The organism is Streptosporangium sp. NPDC002607 (assembly GCF_053592655.1).
This window is the reverse complement of record NZ_JBSFWD010000009.1, coordinates 247,885-265,676: the sequence shown is the minus strand read 5'-3', so window position 1 is coordinate 265,676 and position 17,792 is coordinate 247,885. Positions and strand designations below refer to the sequence as shown.

The 17,792-nt window shown below is 71.8% G+C and carries 14 protein-coding genes; all 14 read left to right on the top strand.

Annotated features, from left to right (window positions below):
- The first annotated feature begins 151 nt into the window (after positions 1-151).
- Positions 152-1,144, top strand: coding sequence for a 16S rRNA (cytosine(1402)-N(4))-methyltransferase RsmH (rsmH, locus tag ACWD3H_RS14070; RefSeq protein WP_350924515.1), 993 nt, complete (start codon positions 152-154; stop codon positions 1,142-1,144).
- Between the two features lie 58 nt (positions 1,145-1,202).
- Positions 1,203-1,646 (top strand): hypothetical protein, encoded by a 444-nt coding sequence (locus ACWD3H_RS14065; RefSeq protein WP_355550944.1) that lies wholly within the window; start codon positions 1,203-1,205, stop codon positions 1,644-1,646.
- Positions 1,647-2,746: 1,100 nt separating this feature from the next.
- Positions 2,747-4,477, top strand: coding sequence for a peptidoglycan D,D-transpeptidase FtsI family protein (locus tag ACWD3H_RS14060; protein ID WP_451955227.1), 1,731 nt, complete (start codon positions 2,747-2,749; stop codon positions 4,475-4,477).
- A gap of 40 nt (positions 4,478-4,517) precedes the next feature.
- A complete protein-coding gene (locus tag ACWD3H_RS14055; RefSeq protein ID WP_355550940.1) occupies positions 4,518-6,062 on the top strand; it encodes a UDP-N-acetylmuramoyl-L-alanyl-D-glutamate--2,6-diaminopimelate ligase in 1,545 nt (514 codons plus the stop codon).
- Positions 6,063-6,074: 12 nt separating this feature from the next.
- Complete coding sequence (locus ACWD3H_RS14050; RefSeq protein WP_451955214.1) at positions 6,075-7,646, top strand: UDP-N-acetylmuramoyl-tripeptide--D-alanyl-D-alanine ligase; 1,572 nt, start codon at positions 6,075-6,077, stop codon at positions 7,644-7,646.
- Complete coding sequence (mraY, locus tag ACWD3H_RS14045) at positions 7,643-8,701, top strand: phospho-N-acetylmuramoyl-pentapeptide-transferase (RefSeq protein ID WP_030909848.1); 1,059 nt, start codon at positions 7,643-7,645, stop codon at positions 8,699-8,701. The genes ACWD3H_RS14050 and mraY overlap by 4 nt, the downstream gene beginning before the upstream one ends.
- Positions 8,683-10,104: a UDP-N-acetylmuramoyl-L-alanine--D-glutamate ligase gene (gene murD, locus ACWD3H_RS14040; RefSeq protein ID WP_451955213.1), complete on the top strand. Its 1,422-nt coding sequence runs from the start codon at positions 8,683-8,685 to the stop codon at positions 10,102-10,104. Before mraY ends, murD begins: the two co-directional genes overlap by 19 nt.
- Complete coding sequence (ftsW, locus tag ACWD3H_RS14035) at positions 10,101-11,381, top strand: putative lipid II flippase FtsW (protein WP_355619184.1); 1,281 nt, start codon at positions 10,101-10,103, stop codon at positions 11,379-11,381. The genes murD and ftsW overlap by 4 nt, the downstream gene beginning before the upstream one ends.
- Positions 11,382-11,395: 14 nt before the next feature.
- The gene (murG, locus tag ACWD3H_RS14030) at positions 11,396-12,484 is read left to right on the top strand and encodes an undecaprenyldiphospho-muramoylpentapeptide beta-N-acetylglucosaminyltransferase (protein ID WP_451955212.1); all 1,089 of its coding nucleotides are present in this window, start codon (positions 11,396-11,398) and stop codon (positions 12,482-12,484) included.
- 116 nt (positions 12,485-12,600) lie between these two features.
- Positions 12,601-14,007: a UDP-N-acetylmuramate--L-alanine ligase gene (murC, locus tag ACWD3H_RS14025; RefSeq protein ID WP_355619190.1), complete on the top strand. Its 1,407-nt coding sequence runs from the start codon at positions 12,601-12,603 to the stop codon at positions 14,005-14,007.
- A gap of 34 nt (positions 14,008-14,041) precedes the next feature.
- The gene (locus ACWD3H_RS14020; protein WP_451955211.1) at positions 14,042-14,716 is read left to right on the top strand and encodes a cell division protein FtsQ/DivIB; all 675 of its coding nucleotides are present in this window, start codon (positions 14,042-14,044) and stop codon (positions 14,714-14,716) included.
- 225 nt (positions 14,717-14,941) lie between these two features.
- Entirely contained in the window at positions 14,942-16,315 is a 1,374-nt protein-coding gene (ftsZ, locus tag ACWD3H_RS14015; RefSeq protein WP_350924537.1) for a cell division protein FtsZ, read from the top strand.
- Positions 16,316-16,406: 91 nt separating this feature from the next.
- Positions 16,407-17,111 carry a YggS family pyridoxal phosphate-dependent enzyme gene (locus ACWD3H_RS14010; protein WP_451955210.1) on the top strand — a complete coding sequence of 235 codons (705 nt, stop codon included), beginning with the start codon at positions 16,407-16,409 and terminating at the stop codon, positions 17,109-17,111.
- Positions 17,112-17,230: 119 nt separating this feature from the next.
- On the top strand, positions 17,231-17,734 hold the full coding sequence (locus tag ACWD3H_RS14005) for a cell division protein SepF (protein WP_350924541.1): 504 nt from the start codon (positions 17,231-17,233) through the stop codon (positions 17,732-17,734).
- Positions 17,735-17,792 lie beyond the last annotated feature (58 nt).

Sequence of the window (17,792 nt, the reverse complement as noted above, 5' to 3'; positions counted from 1 at the left end):
ACCTTCCCCGGTGTCAGGTGACGGACGGATACGCGGGTGCGGATGGGGACCTGGCCGGACGGCCCCGGGGGTGGGGGCCAGTTTCAAGACACCGGTGAGCGTCCGCCGCGCGTCCATGGGACGGGGCGGGAAATAAGGAGGGTTGCGCTTCATGCGCGCCGAGAACCACAGCCATGATCTCCAGGCGCCGGGGGGACACGTCCCGGTCATGCTCGACCGGGTGCTGGAGTTGCTCGCTCCGGCGCTGGCCCGCCCCGCCCCGGTGCTCGTCGACGCCAACCTCGGACTCGGCGGCCATGCCGAGGCGCTGCTCGCCGCACACCCCTCGCTCCACCTGATCGGGATCGACCGCGACCCCACCGCCATCGAGCGCTCCACGGCCAGGCTCGCGCCGTACGCGAACCGGATCACGCTGGTGCGCGCGGTCTCCGACGAGCTCTCCGAGGTGCTGGCCGACGCCGGCCACCCCCGGGTCGACGCGGCCCTGTTCGACCTGGGGGTCTCCTCCCCGCAACTGGACGAGGCCGAGCGTGGTTTCGCCTACTCCTACGACGCGCCGCTGGACATGCGGATGGACCGTGACGAGGAGCTCACGGCCGAGATCGTGGTCAACACCTATCCGGCCGCCGAGCTGATCCGGATCCTGCGGGATTACGGAGAAGAACGATTCGCCCCGCGTGTCGCGCATCTAATCCTCAAGGAAAGGGCCAGGGAGGCCATAACGTCTACCAAGCGGCTTGCGGAGATCGTCCGGACGGCGATCCCCGCCGCTACGCGCAGGACCGGGGGCAACCCCGCTAAAAGGACTTTTCAGGCGTTGCGGATCGAGGTGAACGCGGAGTTGACGGCGCTGGAACGCGCGCTCCCAGCCGCGCTCGACGCATTGACGCTGGGCGGGCGCGTCGTCGTGCTCGCGTACCACTCCCTCGAGGACCGGCTGACAAAGCAGGTCATCACCGCGCGGACCAGGGACACCGGCCCTGTTGGCCTCCCTGTCCCGCTGCCGGCTCACCAGCCGCGGTTCGCGCTCCTGACGAGGGGAGCCGAGCTTCCGAGCGAAGAGGAGGTGGCCCGCAACCCGCGGGCGGCCTCTGCCCGGTGTCGGGCGGCAGAGAGGATCCGTGAGGCAGTTGACGAGGAGTGAGACAGACGTCCGACGTGCCGCGCCCAGCCGTGCCGTGCCCGGTCGCGGCGCGCGTCCCGTGCGTGTCCCCCGCGCGATGCCGCAGGGGCGCCGCAGCGGTCCGGTCAGGCCCGTCTCCGGTCCGGCCGCGCCGGCCCAGGCGGCTCCCGCGGCCCGTCGCGCGCGGGCGCCGAGGGCTCCCTTCCTGCTGCTCGTGGTCGGCCTGCTCTGCGGCGGCCTGGTCAGCCTGCTGCTGCTGAACGCCGTGCTCGCCAAGGACTCCTTCCGGGCCAACGGGCTGCGCAAGGAGATCAGTGGGCTGCGCATCGAGAAAGAGGCGAAGCAGAGCGAGAACATGCGGAGGGAGATGCCCGACGCGGTCGCGAAGAACAACGAGTACCAGGGGCTTGGGCCCGACTGGGACACCGCGCGCGTCATCACCCCCGACAAACCCGCCAGCAGTGCCGCCAGCGACGGTCAGACGCCCGCAGGGCAGGAGCGAGTGCCGGGCACGGGCCGGTGAGAGAGAGCGGCGGACGAGGGCCCGGACAGGGCCGCGGCGGCTCCTCGGGCGGATCGGCGGGAAACTCCGGCCGCCGGTCTCCCGGCGGCCCCGGCCGGACGGGCGGTCCCGGCGGAGCCTCGGACGTCCCCGGCAAGCCCGGTTCCGACGGCACCGGGCCTTCCGGGCCTTCCGGTGCTCCCGGTGTCCCCGACAGCCCCGGCGGGCCCGCCTCCCCGGGCAGGCCCCCGGCGTCCGGCAGGTCCGGCTCGTCGAGATCGTCCGGTTCCGCTGGTGCCGGCCGTGCGGGTTCCGCCGGCCGGGGGCAGGGCGTCGACGGGCCGGGTAGGCCCGGTTCCTCGGGCAGGTCGTCCGGTTCCGGTCGCGCGGGCTCTTCGGGCAGACCGTCCACCACGGGCTCCGGCCGGGCGGGTTCTCCGGCCAGGGGACAGGGAGACGAGAAGGCGTCCGGTGCGGCCAGGGGGCGATCCTCCGCCGAAGGACCCGGTAAGGGCCAGGGGGCAGGGCGGACCGGCAGGTCGGGCTCCGCCGCGAGGCCGTCCGCCTCGGGCGGCTCCGGCCGGGCCTCCACCTCCGGCGGTCCCGGCAGGACGGGCTCGCCCGGCAGGCCGGCGGCCTCGGAGGGCACCGGCAGACCTGGCGGATCCGATAAATCTGATAAATCCGATAGGCCCGCCAGGTCCGGCTCTCCGGCGAGGCCGCCGGCCGCGGGCACGTCCGGCAGATCCGGCTCTCCGGGGCGGCAGGGTGCCACCGGCAGGCAGGGGCCCGGTGCGAGGCCGCCCGTCCCCGGCGCGCCCGGCCGGCCGGGCGCGCGTCCGGGCAGGGGCGCCTCCGGGGCCCCGGACGTCCCCTCCGCGCTCCGGGCGACGGGTGGCTCCGGCAGGCCCGGCGGCCCCTCGGCGCCGCGCAGGCCCACCGGTTCCGAGACCGCGCGTGGACCGGTGCGGTCCGCACGACCCCAGGAGTCACCGGGCCCGCCGGGCCGGGCGAGGCCCGCGCCGAGGCGCGGGGACGAGCGGCCCCAGGAGCAGGAGTACACGCGCGCGATGGGACGCGGTGGCGGCAGGCCACCGCGGCCTCCGGCGCGCCCGTCCGCGGTGCTGCGCCTGGGCAACCCCCGCAGGCGGATCGGCATCGGCCTGATGGCGATGACCTTCGTGCTGTCCATCTTCGCGGGGCGGCTCATCCAGCTTCAGGGCCTCGACTCGAAGGTCTACACCGCCGAGGCGGCCAAGCAGCGCGTACAGGGTGAGAAGCTGCCCGCGAGAAGGGGCTCGATCACCGACGTCAACGGACACGAGCTCGCGCTGACCCTGGAGGCGCGCGAGATCTTCGTGGACCCCTCTCAGGTGGTCGCCGCGCAGCGCGACCGGGTGGCCACGGTCCTGGCCAAGGAGTTGAACGAGGCCAAGGATCCGATCGCCGCCAAGCTGGCCGACGGCACCAGCCACTACGAGCAGATCGCCGCTGCCGTCGATCCCGCGCTCGCCCAGCGGATCATGGCGTACGAGTTCAAGGGCGTCGGCAGCAAGCACCGCTACCGGCGTGACTACCCGGGCGGTGACCTGGCGGGCAGCCTGCTGGGTTTCGTCGGTACCGACGGCACAGGACTGGCCGGGCTGGAGAGCACCTACGACAAGCTGCTCGCGGGCCGGGACGGCGAGCAGATCATCGAGACGGGCGCCAAGGGGCAGCGCATCCCGATGACCCGCAGCACCCTGCGGGCGCCGGTCGAGGGCAGGGACGTGCGGCTGACCATCAACCGCGACGTCCAGTGGGCCGCGCAGAAGGCGATCAGCGAGCAGGTCAAGGCCACCGGGTCGCGCACCGGCAGCGCCATCGTGATGGACGTGCAGACCGGTCAGTTGATCGCCATGGCGAACGCGCCGGAGCTCGACCTGAGGAACTGGAAGGACTCCCCGGTGGAGGACCGGGTCAACCGGTCGGTCACGGACGTGTTCGAACCGGGCAGCACCAACAAGGTCATCACCGCCGCGGCGGCGCTGGAGTCGGGGGCCGTGCGGCCGGACACCCTGTTCACCGTCCCCGACCAGATCAGGTGTGCCGACCGGGTGCTGAAGGACTCCCACCCGCACGCCACCGAGCGCCTGACCTTCTCGGGCGTCGTGGCGACCTCCAGCAACGTGGGCACGATCCTGGCCACCCAGAAGATCGGCGACGAGAAGCTCCACTCGATGCTCCAGCGCTTCGGTTTCGGCGCGAAACCCGGCACCGGGCTGCCGGGGGAGGAGGCGGGGCTCCTGCCCGACTGGAAGGACTGGTCGGGCAGCCAGCGCTGCACGATCGCCTACGGCCAGGGCATCTCGGTGACCGCGATCCAGACGGCGAGCGTCTACCAGACCATCGCCAACGGCGGGGTGCGCGTCACCCCGCAGATCGTGGCCGGTACGACCGGCGAGAACGGCGCGTTCACGCCGTCCGCGCCGGGTGAGCGGACCCGGGTGGTCGGTGAGCGTACGGCGCGGGAGATCGCCGCCATGCTGGAGGCCGCCGTGAGCGAGGAGGGCACCGGCAACCTCGCCGCGATCGACGGCTACCGGGTGGCGGGCAAGACGGGCACCGCGATGCGCTATGACACCAGATGCCAGGGCTACTGCGGATATACCGCGACGTTCGTTGGTTTTGCTCCCGTGGACAAGCCCCGCCTGGTCGTCCTGGCGGTGCTCCAGGATCCCCAGCAGGGCCACTACGGTGGGGAGATCGCCGCCCCGGTCTTCAAGCAGCTGATGACGTTCGCGTTGAAGAGCGGGAAGATTCCCCCGACCGGAACCCGGCCCTCCCCGGTGCGGATACGCGCAGGGAGGTGACGAGTGAAGGTACGCTCTCGCCGTGCATCCCCCGTCGTCCATGCGACCCTCAACCAGTTCACCCCGTCCGCTCTCCGGGCTGGCGAGCCTCATCGGCGCGCCCTCGGGCACGTCACGAGCGCCGCTGGCCGCGGTGTCCGGGATCACCATCGACTCGCGCCAGGTGTGTCGTGGAGATCTCTACGTCGCGCTGCCGGGGGCCACGGCCCACGGGGCCGACTTCTCCGCGCAGGCCCTCGCCGCGGGTGCCGCCGCGATCCTGACCGACGAGGCGGGCAGGCAGGCCGCGGTCGCGACCGGCCTGCCGGTCCTCGTAGTGCCCAACCCGCGCCGCCTGCTGGGACAGGTCTCCGCCTGGGTGTACGGCAATCCCGCGGCGGACGTGATGGTCATCGGCGTCACCGGCACCAGTGGCAAGTCCACCACCACTTTCCTGCTGGAGGCCGGACTACGGGCCGCAGGACACCGGCCGGGGCTGATCGGGGGCGTGGAGATCCACGTCGGTGAGCTGCGTTTCGCGCCGAAGCTCACCACGCCGGAGGCCAGCGACCTGCAGGGCCTGTTCGCCCTGATGCGCGAGCAGGGCGTCACCGCCGCGGCCATGGAGGTCTCCAGCCACGCGCTGGCGCTGGGCCGGGTCGACGAGGTGTCCTACGACGTGGCGCTGTTCACCAACCTGTCGCAGGACCACCTCGACTTCCACCGGGATCTCGACGACTACTTCGCGACGAAGGCCCGGTTGTTCACCCCCGAGATGAGCAGGGTGGGCGTCGTCAACATCGACGACGCCCACGGGCGGGAGCTCCTCGGCACCGCGAAGATCCCGATGACCACCTTCTCCGCCGAGGGCGCCGTGGAGGCCGACTGGCGGGCCGTGGACGTGCGGCTGGGACCCGAGGGCAGCAGTTTCAAGATCGTGGGCCCCGGCGGCGTCGAGGAGGCCGCGACGATCGCCCTGCCCGGCCCCTTCAACGTGGCCAACGCCCTGGGCGCCGTCGTCGCACTGGTGGAGGCCGGTGTGCCGCTGCGAACCGCGGTGGCGGGCATAGGTACGCTGGCAGGAGTTCCGGGCCGGATGGAGCGGGTTCCCGGCGGGGAGGACTTCCAGGCCATCGTCGACTACTCGCACAAGCCCGGCGCGGTCGAGTCGGTCCTGTGCTCGCTGCGCGAGGTCACCGCGGGCAGGCTCATTGTGGTCCTTGGCTGCGGGGGTGACCGTGACCGTGGTAAACGCCCAATGATGGGAGAAGCCGCCGCAAGGCTGGCAGATGTGGCTATTCTCACCAGCGACAACCCCCGCTCTGAGGATCCCCTGCGGATCCTCGCGGAGATGATGGACGGAGTTCTCGGTGTGTCCCAGGACGGACGCGCACATGTGATCATTGAGCCTGATCGTGCCGCGGCCATCGACCTGGCCATTGGCCGGGCGGGTTTCGGTGACGTCGTCGTCGTGGCCGGCAAGGGTCACGAGCAGGGCCAGTACATCGGCGACCAGGTGCTTCCTTTCGATGACAGGCAGGTCGTGGCCGACGCGATCGTCAGGCGCCGGAACCGCACCGGGCGCCGAAGCACGTATGGAGAGTAGGGAAGACGCATCATGATCCCGTTGCCGCTGGCCAGAATCGCCGAGATCACCTCGGGGGCCCTCGCGGGCATGGCCGACCCACGCGCGGTGGTGCGCGGCCCGGTCGTCATCGACTCCCGCGCCGTCGAACCGGGGTCGCTGTTCGTCGCGATCAAGGGTGACCGGGTCGACGGGCACGACTTCGCCGCCCAGGCCATCGAGGCCGGGGCGGTCGCCGTGCTGGCCTCCCGGCCAGTCGACGTCCCCGCCGTCATCGTCGGCGACACCGTGACGGCCATGACCGGCCTGGCCACCGCCGTCTGCGCCGAACTGCCGGCGACCACGGTCATCGGCATCACCGGCTCGGCGGGCAAGACCACCACCAAGGACCTGCTGGCCAGGCTCACCGCCAGGATCGGTCCAACGGTCGCCCCCGTCGAATCGTTCAACAACGAGATCGGCCACCCGCTGACCGTGCTGAAGGCCGACGAGGACACCCGCTACCTGGTGCTCGAGCTCAGCGCGCGCGAAGCCGGGCACATCACCCACCTGACTCGTATCGCCCCGCCGAGGATCGGCGTGGTCCTCAACGTCGGCACCGCCCACCTGGGCGTCTTCGGGGGCAAGGAGGAGATCGCCAGGGCCAAGGGCGAACTGGTCGAGGCGCTGCCCGCCGACGGCGTGGCCGTGCTCAACATCGACGACCCGCTGGTGGCCGCCATGGCCGGACGCACCGGTGCCCGCGTCACCTGGTACGGCCGGGCCTCCGGCGCCGACGTGCGGGCCGAGAACGTGACCGTCGACGACCGGGGGCGCGCCTCCTTCACGCTGCGCACCCCGTCCGGCGCCGCCCCGGTCGGCCTCCGCCTGTACGGCGAGCACGCGGTGGAGAACGCGCTGGCGGCCGCGGCGGCCGCCTACGAGCTCGGCCTGCCGGTCGCCACCATCGCCGAGGAGCTGTCGGAGGCCGAGCCCCGCAGCCGCTGGCGGATGGAGGTCACCGACCGCGAGGACGGGGTGACCGTGATCAACGACGCCTACAACGCCAACCCCGACTCCATGCGCGCCGCCTTCGGCGCCCTGGACGCGCTCGCGGGCGATCGCCGCCGCTTCGCGGTCATCGCCTCCCTGCGCGAGCTGGGCGAGGACGGTCCCGCGCTCAACGAGGAGCTGGGCCGGCTGGCCGGGGGCGCGGGTCTCGCCGGCCTGTTCGTCGTCGGCCCCGACGCCGACCCGATCCTGGCCGGGGCGGAGGCCGCCGTACGGGAGGCCGCGGGCCGCGTACCGGCGGCCGGCGCCCCGGCCGCGTATGCCGGACCGACCTCGCACGCGGAGGCCTCGCGCGCCGTGGGCGGCCCGCCGGGCGCGGGAGAGCCGCCGGGCACCGGCTCGGCGGCCCGCCTCTCGCCCGTCGTCGCCTTCGGTGACACCCCGGCGGCCGGGGTCCAGGGCGCCATCCGGGTCTCGCACGCCGCCGACGCGGCACAGGCGGGCGCGGAGCTGTCGGCGCTGCTGGCCCCCGGTGACGTCGTGCTCGTCAAGGGACCGCGCGCCGCGGGCCTCGAGCGGGTGGCCGCGGCGCTGCTCGGGGGTGATCGCCGATGAGGGAGATCCTCGTCGCGGCGGCGATCAGCCTGCTGCTGTCCATGCTGGGCACGCCGCTGGCGATCCGGCTGTTCTCCCGGCGCGGCTACGGGCAGAGCATCAGGGAGGAGGGCCCCTCCGGCCACCACGACAAGCGCGGCACCCCCACCATGGGCGGCACCGTGATCGTGATCGCCGCGCTGGTCGGCTTCGCCTGCGCCCACCTCTACAGCTTCACGCCGCCCACGGTCTCCGCGGTCCTGGTGCTGTTCCTGATGACGGGCCTGGGCGCGGTCGGCTTCCTGGACGACTTCATCAAGATCTACAAGCAGCGCAGCCTGGGCCTGCGCAGCGGTGCCAAGGCGCTGGGCCAGCTCATCGTCGGCGCGGTCTTCGCGGTCCTGGTGACCCGTTTCCCCAACGCCTACCTGATCACCCCGGCCGAGACGCGCCTGTCGTTCCTGAGGGACTTCGGCCCCTCCATCGGGCTCATCGGGTTCATCATCTGGGTGCTAATCATGATCGTGGGCTTCTCCAACGCGGTGAACCTCACCGACGGTCTCGACGGCCTGGCCAGCGGTGCCACCGGTGTGGTGCTGGCCTCGTACGTGCTGATCGGCAACTGGCAGCTGCGCAACAGCTGCACCACCCAGCTCGGGCCCAACTGCTACTGGGTCCGCGACCCGCTGGACCTGGCCGTGGTCGCCGCGGCGGTGCTCGGCGCGCTGGTCGGCTTCCTGTGGTGGAACGCCCCACCCGCGAAGATCTTCATGGGTGACACCGGCTCGCTGGCCCTGGGCGGCGTGCTCGCCGGGTTGGCCATCACCACCAGGACCCAGCTCCTGCTGATCATCCTCGCCGGGATGTGCGTGCTGATCACCATGTCGGTGATCATCCAGGTGGGCTCCTTCAAGATGACCGGTAAACGGGTCTTCAGGATGGCCCCGCTCCAGCACCACTTCGAGCTGAAGGGCTGGGCCGAGACGACCATCGTGGTCCGCTTCTGGCTGATCGCCGCCCTGTGCGCGGCCGCCGGGCTGGGGATCTTCTACGTGGAATGGATGCCCAGGCTGTGAGTGGGAAAGGCCATGTGATCTGCGTCGCCGGGCTGGGGGTCTCGGGCACGGCCGTGGCCCGCACGATGGCCGCGAGGGGCGAGAAGGTGGTCGTCCTGGAGGGCAGGGACGGCGAGCGGGCCAGGGCGCTCGCGGGCGAGCTCGCCGAGCTCGGTGTCGAGGTCCGCTTCGGTGAGCCCGCGGAGCCCCCGGAGGGCACCTCGCTGATCGTCACCACGGGCTGGCCGCCGCACCACCCGCTGCTCGCCGCGGCCGCGGCGGCGGGGATCGAGGTGATCGGCGAGGTCGAGCTGGCCTGGCGGCTCCGCCCGGGCGGAGCCGCTCCCTGGCTGGCGCTGACCGGTACCAACGGCAAGACCACCGTGGTCCGGATGCTCACCTCGATGCTCCTGGCCGCCGGGCACCGGGCGCTCGCCGTCGGCAACGTCGGCACCCCGGTGGTGGAGGCGGTCGCCGGAGCCGGCGACGTGCTGGCGGTGGAGTTGTCCAGCTTCCAGCTGCACCGCTCGCCCAGCATCGTCCCGTACGCGGCCGCGGTGCTCAACGTGGCGCCGGACCACCTCGACTGGCACGGCTCCATGGAGGAGTACGCCCGGGTCAAGGGGGAGATCTTCGCCAGGGCCGGGATCGTCGTGTACAACGCCGATGACGAGTGGGCGACCCGTCTCGCCGCGCCGTACGAGGGCACGGCGGTACGCAGCGTGGGCTTCACCCTCGGCGTGCCCTCACCGGGCCGGCTCGGCGTGGTCGAGGACCTGCTGGTGGACCGGGCGTTCGTGGCCGATCCCGCGGCCAACGCGGAGGAACTCGCCTCGTTCGACGACGTCCGCCCGTTCGCGCCGCACAACGTGGCCAACGCGCTCGCCGCCGCGGCACTGGCCAGGGCCTACGGGGTTAGCGCCGCCGCGGTGCGCGAGGGCCTGCTGGCCTTCGTGCCCGACCCCCACCGGATCGCGCACGTGGCCAGGGTCGCCGAGGTCGACTACGTGGACGACTCCAAGGCCACCAACCCGCACGCCGCCGCCGCCTCGCTGGCCGCCTACCCGTCGATCGTCTGGGTGGCGGGCGGGCAGCTCAAGGGCGCGGACGTCGGCGAGCTGGTACGTTGCGCCGCGCCCCGCCTGCGCGGTGCGGTCCTCCTGGGCGCCGACCGCGAACGAATTCGCGAGGCTCTGGCGCGACACGCCGGGAATGTTCCGGTGGTGGAGGTGGCCGGGCAAGACACTGGGGTCATGGACCGTGTCGTCACCGAAGCCGCCAGGCTCGCCGCCCCCGGAGACACCGTGCTGCTGGCCCCGGCCGGCGCCTCCTGGGACATGTTCTCCGGTTATCCCGCACGAGGGGAGGCGTTCGCCCGAGCCGTGCACCGTCTCGCCGCAGGGCACGACGGGGGACGGGCGTGAGCGCGACGGCGCAGGAGAGCGCCCCCCGGGGGCAGGACGGCTTCCGTGAGCACCTGCTCGCCTTCCGCGAGCTGCTCAACCGGCCGTTGACCTCGTACTACCTGATCCTGGGGTGCAGCGCCCTGCTGCTCGTCCTCGGCCTGATGATGGTGCTGTCGGCATCCAGCATCGAGGCGCTGCAGGAGAAGGGAGATCCCTTCTACTGGTTCTTCAAGCAGTCGGTCTCGGCCGGGATCGCCCTTCCGCTGATGTGGATCTGCGCCCAGCTGCCGCCCCGGTTCTTCAGGCTCGCCGGCTACCCGCTGATGGCGCTGTCGATCCTCGGGCTGGTGCTGGTGCTGTTCGTCGGCACCTCCCAGCTCGGCGCCCAGCGCTGGATCGACCTCGGCCCCATCTACCTGCAGCCGTCCGAGCCCGCCAAGCTCGGGCTGACGATCTGGGGGGCCGACCTGCTGGCCCGCAGGGCGCGCAACGGCCTGATCGAGTGGCGCAGCCTGTTCATCCCGCTGATGCCGGGCACCGCGATCCTGGCCGTCATGGTCATGATGGGGCGCGACCTCGGCACCACGCTGGTGCTGATGATGATCTTCCTGTCGCTGCTCTGGGTGGTGGGCGCGCCGCTGAGGCTGTTCGGCGGGATCCTCGCGGTGGCGGTGCTCGCGACCATCGTCATGATCAGCACCGAGGGCTACCGCTCGGCACGGATCGCGGGTTGGCTCGACCCGTGGGGCAACGCCCAGGGGGCCGGCTTCCAGGCCGTGCAGGGGCAGATCGCGATGGGCAGCGGCGGCTGGTTCGGGCTGGGCCTGGGGTCCAGCAGGCAGAAGTGGAGCTGGATCCCGCACGCGGAGAGCGACTTCATCTTCTCCATCCTCGGCGAGGAGCTCGGACTGATGGGCACGCTCGTCGTGGTGGCCCTGTTCGGGCTGCTGGGTTACGCGGGGCTGCGGGTGGCCACCCGGGTCAAGGACCCGTTCGTCCGGCTCGCCTCCGCCGCCGCGGTCGCCTGGATCGCCGGTCAGGCGATCGTCAACATCGGCGCCGTCATCGGCGTGCTGCCCATCACCGGTATCCCGTTGCCGCTGGTCTCCTACGGTGGGTCGGCCCTGTTGCCCACCCTGGCCGCCCTCGGCATGCTCCTGTCGTTCGCCAAGCACGAACCCGGCGCCCGCGAGGCTCTCGCGGCCCATGGCCCCGGACCGGTGGCGCGGGGCCTAAGCTGGCTTGGCCTGGGTGGTCCGGCCAGGAAACGACGGCCGGGCCGTGGAAGACGATAAGCGAAAGGACCGACATGAGGGTGGTCCTCGCCGGCGGCGGGACGGCCGGTCATATCGAACCGGCGCTGGCTCTGGCCGACGCGCTGCGCCAACTCGACCCCAACATCGGGATCACCTGCCTCGGCACCGAGCGAGGTCTGGAGACCAGGCTGGTTCCGGCCAGGGGGTATGAACTGCAACTGGTGCCCGCGGTGCCGCTGCCCCGGACACTGACACCCCAGCTGCTGAGCGTGCCGGGCCGTCTGGCGGGCGCCATCAACGCGGCCGCCGCCATCATGGACCGGGTCCAGGCCGACGTCCTGGTCGGCTTCGGCGGCTATGTGGCGACCCCCGCCTACCTGGCGGCGCGGCGGCGCGGCGTGCCGATCGTGGTCCACGAGGCCAACCCGCGCCCCGGCCTGGCCAACCGGCTGGGCGCGCGCCTCACCGACCACGTGTTCACCGGCCACCCGGACACGCCGCTGAACCACGCCGAGTACATCGGCATCCCCCTGCGCCGTGAGATCGTCAACCTCGACCGGCTGTCCATGGGCGACAAGGCCAGGTCCTGGTTCGGTCTGGAGGCCGACCTGCCCACGCTGCTGGTCACCGGCGGCTCCCAGGGGGCCCGCTCGCTCAACCAGGCGGCCCTGGCCGCCGCCCCCGTGCTGCGCCGGGCCGGAGTGCAGGTGCTGCACGTCATCGGCCCGAAGAACACGCTGGAGGAGGAACCGCCGCCCGGCGACCCGCAGTACGTCGTGCTGCAGTACGTCGACCGGATGGACCTGGCCTATGCCGCCGCCGACTTCGCCCTGTGCCGCAGCGGCGCGATGACCTGCGCCGAGCTGACGGCGGTGGGCCTGCCGGCCGCGTACATCCCGCTGCCGCACGGCAACGGCGAGCAGCGGCTCAACGCCACGCCGATCGTGCAGGGCGGCGGCGGCCTGATGATCGACGACGCCGAGCTGTCAGCGGAGTGGATCATTCAGAACGTGCTGCCCATCCTGTCCGACCCCGAACGTGTGGTCACCATGTCCGAGGCGGCGTCTCAGATGGGCAGGAAGGACGCCGACGTGACGCTGGCGCACAGGGTGCTGCAGGCCGCGGTGCGAGGGAGAGGCTGAATGGGCGCGGAGCGGATCCGACGCGGTGAGCGCGGGGCTGCCCGCGCTCGCCTCCGGCGAGAGGGCAGGGCGGGCCGAGGGCGTCCGCGCGGCGAACGAGGAGGGGTGAGCGGCCGATGAGCCTGGTCAAGCTGGTGGATCCGGTTGCGGCCGGAGACCTGGGACGGGTCCACTTCATCGGGATCGGCGGTTCTGGGATGTCCGGAATCGCGCGCATCCTGCTTAAACGGGGCGTGCAGGTCTCGGGCAGCGACGCGCGAGGGTCGGACATGGCGACCGAGCTGCGGGAGCTGGGGGCCAGGGTGCACATCGGCCACGCCGCCTCGCACATCAAGCAGGTCGACACCGTCGTGGTCTCCACCGCGATCCGCGACTCCAACCCCGAGCTGGGCGAGGCGCTCCGCCAGGGCCTGCGGGTCATCCCCAGGGCCGCCGCGCTGGCCTCCGTCATGGCGGGCAGGACCGGCGTCGCGCTGGCCGGCACCCACGGCAAGACCACCACGACCTCGATGCTCACCGTGGCGCTGCAGAAGTGCGGCGCCGACCCCTCGTACTGTGTGGGCGGGCAGCTGGTGACGACGGGGCTGGGCGCCGACGAGGGCTCGGGCGGGGTGTTCGTCGCCGAGGCCGACGAGAGCGACGGCTCCTTTCTCATGCTGGCCCCCGACATCGCCGTGGTGACCAACGTCGAGCCGGACCATCTGGACAACTACGGCGACCCGCGTGCGGTTCACGATAGCTTCGCCCGGTTCGTGGAGCGGGTGGCCGACACCATGGTCGTCTGCGCCGACGATCCCGGCTCCGCCGCGCTGGTCCCGATCGCCCGCGCCCGCGGCCTGAAGGTGATCACGTACGGTGCGGCGGAGGACGCCGACCTGCGGGTGGGCGGGATCTCTCCCGAGGGGCTGGGCATCACCTTCACGGTCCACGGGCACGGGGAGGTCAGGCTCGCGGTCCCGGGCCGTCACAACGCGCTCAACGCGGCCGCGGTCATCGCGGTGGCGGGGGAGCTGGGTGTCTCCTTTGGTGAGATCCGTGATGGTCTGGCGGCCTTCACCGGCGCCAAGCGCCGTTTCGAGGCCAAGGGTGAGGCGGGCGGGGTGGCGGTCTTCGACAGCTACGCCCACCACCCGACCGAGTTGGCCGCCGACCTGCGCGCGGCGCGGGACGTGGTGGCGTCCTTCTCGGGAGACGGCAGGGTCATCGCGGTCTTCCAGCCGCACCTGTACTCGCGCACCAGGTTCTTCGCCGACGAGTTCGGCATCGCGCTCGGGCTGGCCGACGAGGCCATCGTCCTGGACGTCTACGGCGCCCGCGAGGATCCCGAGCCCGGCGTGTCGGGGGCGCTGGTGGCGGGCAAGGTGCCGCTGCCCGCGGAGCGGGTGGCCTACGCCCCCCAGCGGGACGGCGTGCCCGCCCTGGTCGCGAGCCTGGCCAGGCCGGGGGACATCGTCCTGACCATGGGCGCGGGCGACGTGACCGAGCTGGGTCCCAGGATCGTGGCGGAGCTGGCCGCGCGGTGACCCATGCCAGCGGGCGCGGGTCGCCGGAGGGGGAGTGGCATTGAACGGCGTGTGGCGGTCGGCCTTCCTGGCCCTGCTCACCGCGGGAGTGGTGGGCATCGCCGCGTGGCTGGTGTTCTTCTCCCCGGTGCTCGGGGTGCGGGAGATCCAGGTGGTGGGCAACGCGGGCCTGTCCACCGAGGAGATCCGGCGGGCGGCGCAGGTGGCCGGCGGCAAGCCCCTCGCCACGGTCGACCTGGCCGAGGTGGAGGACCGGATCGGCCAGATCACCCAGATCGAGTCGGTGACGGTCAGCCGCGCCTGGCCGGGGACCCTGCGGGTGAAGGTCGTGGAGCGCAGGCCGGTGGCGGTGGTGCCGGTCGGCGACAGGTCGGCGCTGATGGACCGGCACGGGATGGTCACCGAGGTCAAGGACGTCGCGCCCCCGACACTGCCGGTGCTGCGGGTGGACCGGCCGGGGCCGGGCGACCCGGCGACCGCGGCGGCGCTCACGGTCATCGCCGCGCTGCCGGAGAATCTGGCCCGCCGGGTCGCGGAGGTGCTCGCACCGTCGGCTGAGACGGTCTCGCTGCGGCTGAAGGACGGCCGCGCGATCGTGTGGGGCGGCGGCGACCGCCCCGCGGACAAGGCCCGGATCCTTGTTACGCTGCTCAGACGTCCGGCCGACACCTATGACGTCAGTTCGCCTGACGTCGTGACGGTTAAGTGATCTCATCGGATGGCGGACGTTCCCGGAAAAGGACGGCCCGCGACACGCTGGACGTGCTTGCGGCGCGGTTAGTTGACCCGCCAGGAGCGTAACTCCTACTGTCCGTATCACTCCTCAGGTTGACATAAAGCTAAATCTCAACTTGAGGGTGAGGGTTTTGGAAACGACGGCACGGGCCCCGTGCCGCATGAAATTGCAAGTCAACGAGCGGAAAGGCCCCTCGTCGTGGCAGCACCGCAGAACTACCTCGCGGTCATCAAGGTTGTAGGAATCGGCGGAGGCGGAGTCAACGCCGTCAACCGGATGATCGAGGAGGGACTCAAGGGCGTCGAGTTCATCGCCATCAATACCGACGCCCAGGCGCTGCTGATGAGTGACGCCGACGTCAAGCTCGACGTCGGGCGCGAGCTCACTCGCGGCCTCGGCGCGGGAGCCAACCCCGAAGTCGGGCGCAAGGCGGCCGAGGACCACCGTGAGGAGATCGAAGAGGTCCTCAAGGGCGCCGACATGGTTTTCGTCACGGCCGGTGAGGGCGGTGGCACGGGCACCGGAGGCGCCCCGGTGGTGGCCAACATCGCCCGCACCCTGGGCGCGCTGACCATCGGTGTCGTGACCCGGCCCTTCAGCTTCGAGGGGCGGCGCAGGGCGATGCAGGCCGACGCCGGCATCGAGACCCTCCGTGAGGAGGTCGACACCCTCATCGTGATCCCGAACGACCGGCTGCTGTCGATCTCCGACCGGCAGGTGAGCGTGCTGGACGCCTTCAAGGCGGCGGACCAGGTGCTGCTCTCCGGTGTCCAGGGCATCACCGACCTGATCACCACGCCCGGACTGATCAACCTCGACTTCGCCGACGTGAAGTCGGTCATGTCCGGTGCCGGCTCGGCCCTGATGGGCATCGGCCACGCGCGCGGCGACGACCGTTCGGTCGCGGCGGCCGAGATGGCCGTGTCCAGCCCGCTGCTGGAGGCCAGCATCGACGGCGCGCACGGCGTGCTGCTCTCGATCGCCGGCGGCTCCGACCTCGGCCTGTTCGAGATCAACGAGGCGGCCCAGCTCGTCTCCACCGCCGCGGCGCCGGACGCCAACATCATCTTCGGTACGGTCATCGACGACGCCCTCGGCGACGAGGTGCGCGTCACCGTGATCGCGGCCGGCTTCGACGAGCCCGCTCCCGAGCCCAAGCAACTCCCGCAGCCGGCGTCCCGCCCGCAGCCCGCCTCGCGTCCCGCCCCGCCGCCCTCGGCGGCCGCCCCGGTCCGCCCGCTGGCGCCCACGGTCAAGGCGGAGCCCCGCCCTGAGCCCCGTCCGGAGCCCAGGGTGGAGCACCTGCCGCCCTCGCCGGTGCGGCAGGTCGTCACCCCGCCGGCGGAGCCGACGCCCCCGCCCCAGCAGATCCACCCGGTACAGCCGGTGGAGCACTCCGAGCCGCACCGCGTGGAGGAGCCGCACTCCCCTCCGCTGTCGATCCCGCGCCCGGCCCCTGAGCCCTCGCAGCCGACGCCGATCTCCGCGAGGGTCACCGACCCTGCCCGGCGGCGACCGGTGATCTTCGAGGAGCAGGAAGAGGAACTGGACGTTCCCGACTTCCTGAAGTGACATCGCTCACGGTGGGGGTGGGTGCAGAGCCACCCGGCCGTGCTGGGAAGAATGGGCTCCGCCGGTTTGTCAGTGTCCGAGCGGCGGAGATGTGACGGAAACAACACGACGCGATGAGATCGCGGCCGGGCTGGCCCGGGTCGAGGCGGAGATCGCCGAAGCCTGCCGGGCCGCCGGCCGCAGCCGCGAGGAGCTGACGCTCATCGCGGTGAGCAAGACCTACCCCGCCTCCGACGTGCGGCTGCTGGCCGGACTCGGGATCGGTGACGTCGGGGAGAACCGCGACCAGGAGGCTTCGGTCAAGGCGCGAGAGTGCGCCGACCTCGGCCTGCGATGGCACTTCGTCGGCCAGTTGCAGACCAACAAGGTCCGCTCGGTGGTCGGCTACGCGGACGTCGTCCACTCGGTCGACCGCCCGCGCCTGGTCACCGCCCTCAGCAGGGAGGCGCTCGGGGTGGGGCGCCGGATCACCTGCCTGGTACAGGTGGCGCTCGACGGTGACCCCGCCAGGGGCGGCGTGGTACCACAGCAGGCCGAGGCGCTGGCGGACGCCGTCGCCGGAGCGCCGGGGCTTGAGCTGGGCGGGGTGATGGCGGTCGCGCCGCTGGGGGAGGAGCCGGGCAGGGCGTTCGCGAGGCTGAGGGAGATCGCGCGGTCCGTCCAGGACGCCCACCCGGGCGCCGACGTCATCTCGGCGGGGATGAGCGGGGATATGTCCCAGGCCATTGCCAACGGTGCGACACACCTGCGTGTTGGTACGGCGTTGCTCGGTCGCAGGAAGCCCTTCGTCAGGTAATGTCCCTTCAAGTGGACCTTGGCGTCCGCGTATCCGGACAGCGGTCGAACGGTGGTGAGCTCAGGGCGGTCGGGCTGGCCCCTCGGGCACATCGAAGTAAGACGGAGGAAGAAGTAGCGATGGCCGGCGCGATGCGCAAGATGGCGGTCTACCTCGGTCTTGTTGAGGACGACCGCTACGAGAGATACGACAGCTACCCCGACGACGAGTACGAGGAGTTCGACGACACGCGCCGGGAGGGCGACGAGCGTCCTGGCACGGTCCACGACCTCTCGGACGACACCGACCCAGGCGTACCCGCTCCGAGGCCCGCGACGGCCGTCCTGGAGCGCCGCACGACCGATCTGGCGCGCATCACCACCCTTCATCCCCGCACGTACAACGAGGCGCGGACCATCGGTGAGCACTTCCGTGACGGCACTCCCGTCATCATGAACCTGACCGAGATGGTTGACAGTGACGCAAAGCGGCTCGTTGATTTCGCGGCAGGTCTCGTCTTTGGCCTACATGGCAGCATTGAACGTGTTACCAACAAGGTGTTCTTGTTGTCCCCAGCCAATGTCGAGGTGACCGCCGAGGACAAGGCTCGAATCGCGGAACGCGGATTCTTCAACCAGAGCTAGAGTTCCACTATGAACAGTGACCGGCCCGACGGGTCCCGATGGGACGAAGGACGGCAGA

What these genes read in the sequence shown, in the direction of transcription:
- rsmH (WP_350924515.1), top strand. Translation starts at nt 152, where the DNA reads ATGCGCGCCGAGAACCACAGCCATGATCTCCAGGCGCCGGGGGGACAC.
- murC (WP_355619190.1), top strand. Translation starts at nt 12,601, where the DNA reads ATGAGCCTGGTCAAGCTGGTGGATCCGGTTGCGGCCGGAGACCTGGGA.
- mraY (WP_030909848.1), top strand. Translation starts at nt 7,643, where the DNA reads ATGAGGGAGATCCTCGTCGCGGCGGCGATCAGCCTGCTGCTGTCCATG.
- murG (WP_451955212.1), top strand. Translation starts at nt 11,396, where the DNA reads ATGAGGGTGGTCCTCGCCGGCGGCGGGACGGCCGGTCATATCGAACCG.
- ACWD3H_RS14050 (WP_451955214.1), top strand. Translation starts at nt 6,075, where the DNA reads ATGATCCCGTTGCCGCTGGCCAGAATCGCCGAGATCACCTCGGGGGCC.
- ACWD3H_RS14055 (WP_355550940.1), top strand. Translation starts at nt 4,518, where the DNA reads ATGCGACCCTCAACCAGTTCACCCCGTCCGCTCTCCGGGCTGGCGAGC.
- murD (WP_451955213.1), top strand. Translation starts at nt 8,683, where the DNA reads ATGGATGCCCAGGCTGTGAGTGGGAAAGGCCATGTGATCTGCGTCGCC.
- ACWD3H_RS14005 (WP_350924541.1), top strand. Translation starts at nt 17,231, where the DNA reads ATGGCCGGCGCGATGCGCAAGATGGCGGTCTACCTCGGTCTTGTTGAG.